Annotated in this window: 3 protein-coding genes; 1 reads left to right on the plus strand and 2 read right to left on the minus strand. The window is 29.9% G+C overall.

Annotated features, from left to right (window positions below; all coding sequences use genetic code 11):
• Positions 1-155: 155 nt before the first annotated feature.
• Both C9J34_RS21215 and C9J34_RS21220 read right to left on the minus strand, forming a co-directional pair.
• A complete protein-coding gene (locus C9J34_RS21215) occupies positions 156-398 on the minus strand; it encodes a hypothetical protein (RefSeq protein WP_107842149.1) in 243 nt (80 codons plus the stop codon).
• Positions 399-569: 171 nt separating this feature from the next.
• Positions 570-971: an NUDIX hydrolase gene (locus tag C9J34_RS21220; RefSeq protein WP_107842150.1), complete on the minus strand. Its 402-nt coding sequence runs from the start codon at positions 969-971 to the stop codon at positions 570-572.
• A 306-nt stretch (positions 972-1,277) separates the two neighbouring features.
• Here C9J34_RS21220 and C9J34_RS21225 point away from each other — a divergent pair, with 306 nt between their 5' ends.
• Complete coding sequence (locus tag C9J34_RS21225) at positions 1,278-1,871, plus strand: hypothetical protein (RefSeq protein ID WP_107842151.1); 594 nt, start codon at positions 1,278-1,280, stop codon at positions 1,869-1,871.
• The last annotated feature ends 249 nt before the right edge of the window (positions 1,872-2,120 follow it).

The raw sequence follows: 2,120 nt of genomic DNA on the forward strand, positions 1-2,120 counted from the left end.
AATATCAATATAGTTTTGAAATATTGGGTTTTTTATTTAATATAGTTATATTTTATTCATTATTTTTGCTTTTAAATAAAATAAGTAGAAAATTTTCTTCAAATAAAAAATAACTACTTAAAAGTAAGTAGTTATTTCAGATACGTTGCTTAATTTCACGATGATTTCGATATTTCATTAGGTAAAATAGCATGAGCTAGAATGAAACCATATTTTTCCTTGCGTAAACGATCTTTGATTTGCCACATCAGTTTTTCCAATTCATGTCTTTCTTCGTCGGATAAATGAACATCTTGATTAGCAACTTCCTTTTCTTTGTTAAAGCCTTGGACAAAGAAAAATGCTGTTATAAGGAATAGAGAGAGGAAGGTGATGATGTAAATTTTCCATTTTTTCATAACAAGCCTCCTTATTCTAAGGTACGTTCGTTATTCTTGAACCAGAATCAGCTAGTTAAATAGCTGAATAAAAAATTATAGGGAATGTTTAAACAGTATACTTATTGGAATGAAAAGTAACGTAATTCAATAAGCAAGAGCGCCTCTCTTGTAACAAATATGTCAGAGGACTTATTTTCTAGATATTAGCATTTGTTTAATCATTTCTTTATCTTCAGGATAGGCATGCTCGATGTTTTCAATTTCCTCTACACTTTTCCAAGCGATTTCTTCAACAAGTTCGTCGGGGTCGTGGTATTGAATAGAGCCACCAATGATTTCACATAAAAAATAGGTAGTTGTAACGTCATAATCTTCAATAGTGGTATTTTTTGTATGTAAAGTCTTCGAAATTTTAACCTTGTATCCTGTTTCTTCCCATACTTCACGAATACACGCAACCTCAGATGTTTCGCCCTCTTCAATTTCTCCTGATGGAACACCCCAACTATTTGCTCCTTTGCCTCGTACCATTAATATTCTTGTACTATCAATTACAATTGCAGAAGCCCCATTCCAAATCTTATATTGCATAATAAATTTCTCCTTTTATTCATAAATGCTTAGTCAAAAATTATGCTTATAAAGGAATCATAGCATTACATTGTCTTAAAGTCTCAAGCATATGTCACAGATTTTGAAGAAGCGTGTGAAAACTGTAGACGTAATTCCATCAAAATATAATTAGTAAGTATAGCTGGTATGCATCAATTAATACAAAAAGCAGTGATTTAGCCTAAGTATGATTTCTATACTTCAAATTATATAAATCCAAAAATGTAAATTTATAGATATTTGATGGTTGGTGTTTTATAATAATTATTACTAGGGGGGAAGAAAATGAATTTGAAAGGGTATGGAAAGGCCTTACTTGTAAGTGTGGGATTGTTAGTTACTTTTGGATGTCAACAGATTAATGAAGATAAGCTGAAAAATGCATCTAAAACTACTATTGAAGTCAAACATGAAACTCAAGGTATGGAAAGTGAATTTTTTAAAGAAGAGCAAGGTAAATTTTATTTATATGGGATTACATTAAAGGATAAGAAATCACATGTTATTCATAACTTGGGTGAAAACTACAAGCAACTTTCAAATCCAGAAGAATATGTTTTTGGAGGAGATTTCATATTTGAATTTGACAATGTCCGTGTGTATTTTCAAAACGATCTAGTAAAGGCAATTGAGATTTTAGAAATGGATGAGGCTTATTATGAAGAATTATATAACTCGTCTATTGTTGACGGATTGGTTTATAAGAGTAGTGGCGATGAATATAATGTTGCTCGTTATTTTTATTCTGAAAATAACGAGCAGCTACTTGTTGCGAAATATCAAGGTTCAGAAATGAAATTATTTGCATTTTTAATACCAACAGATAAACATTTTCTAGACGCTCTAGAGTCTGGTGAAATACAAAAGGTTTTGGAGTGAATTTAAATAGGCTTATTCACTATGAAAACTTTTTATCCAAAATAATCCATTAAAACAAACCCTTAGGAGTTTGGATAATTAAAAGTTATCTTTAAATACAAAAGTGAATAAATTCTCCCTTTTAAGCAGTAGAACATATGAAATCACAATCTTGTCTGTTTGATTTCAGATGTTTTTTTATTTTTAAAAATTATAGTTATATATTTTCGTTCTAACCCTAATATACAAACACCACTGATAATTATACAG

It is taken from the genome of Metasolibacillus meyeri, from assembly GCF_003049505.1.
GTDB lineage: Bacteria > Bacillota > Bacilli > Bacillales_A > Planococcaceae > Metasolibacillus > Metasolibacillus meyeri.

Coding starts and splice junctions, on each gene's coding strand:
- C9J34_RS21220 (WP_107842150.1), bottom strand. CDS start 971: ATGCAATATAAGATTTGGAATGGGGCTTCTGCAATTGTAATTGATAGT.
- C9J34_RS21215 (WP_107842149.1), bottom strand. CDS start 398: ATGAAAAAATGGAAAATTTACATCATCACCTTCCTCTCTCTATTCCTT.
- C9J34_RS21225 (WP_107842151.1), top strand. CDS start 1,278: ATGAATTTGAAAGGGTATGGAAAGGCCTTACTTGTAAGTGTGGGATTG.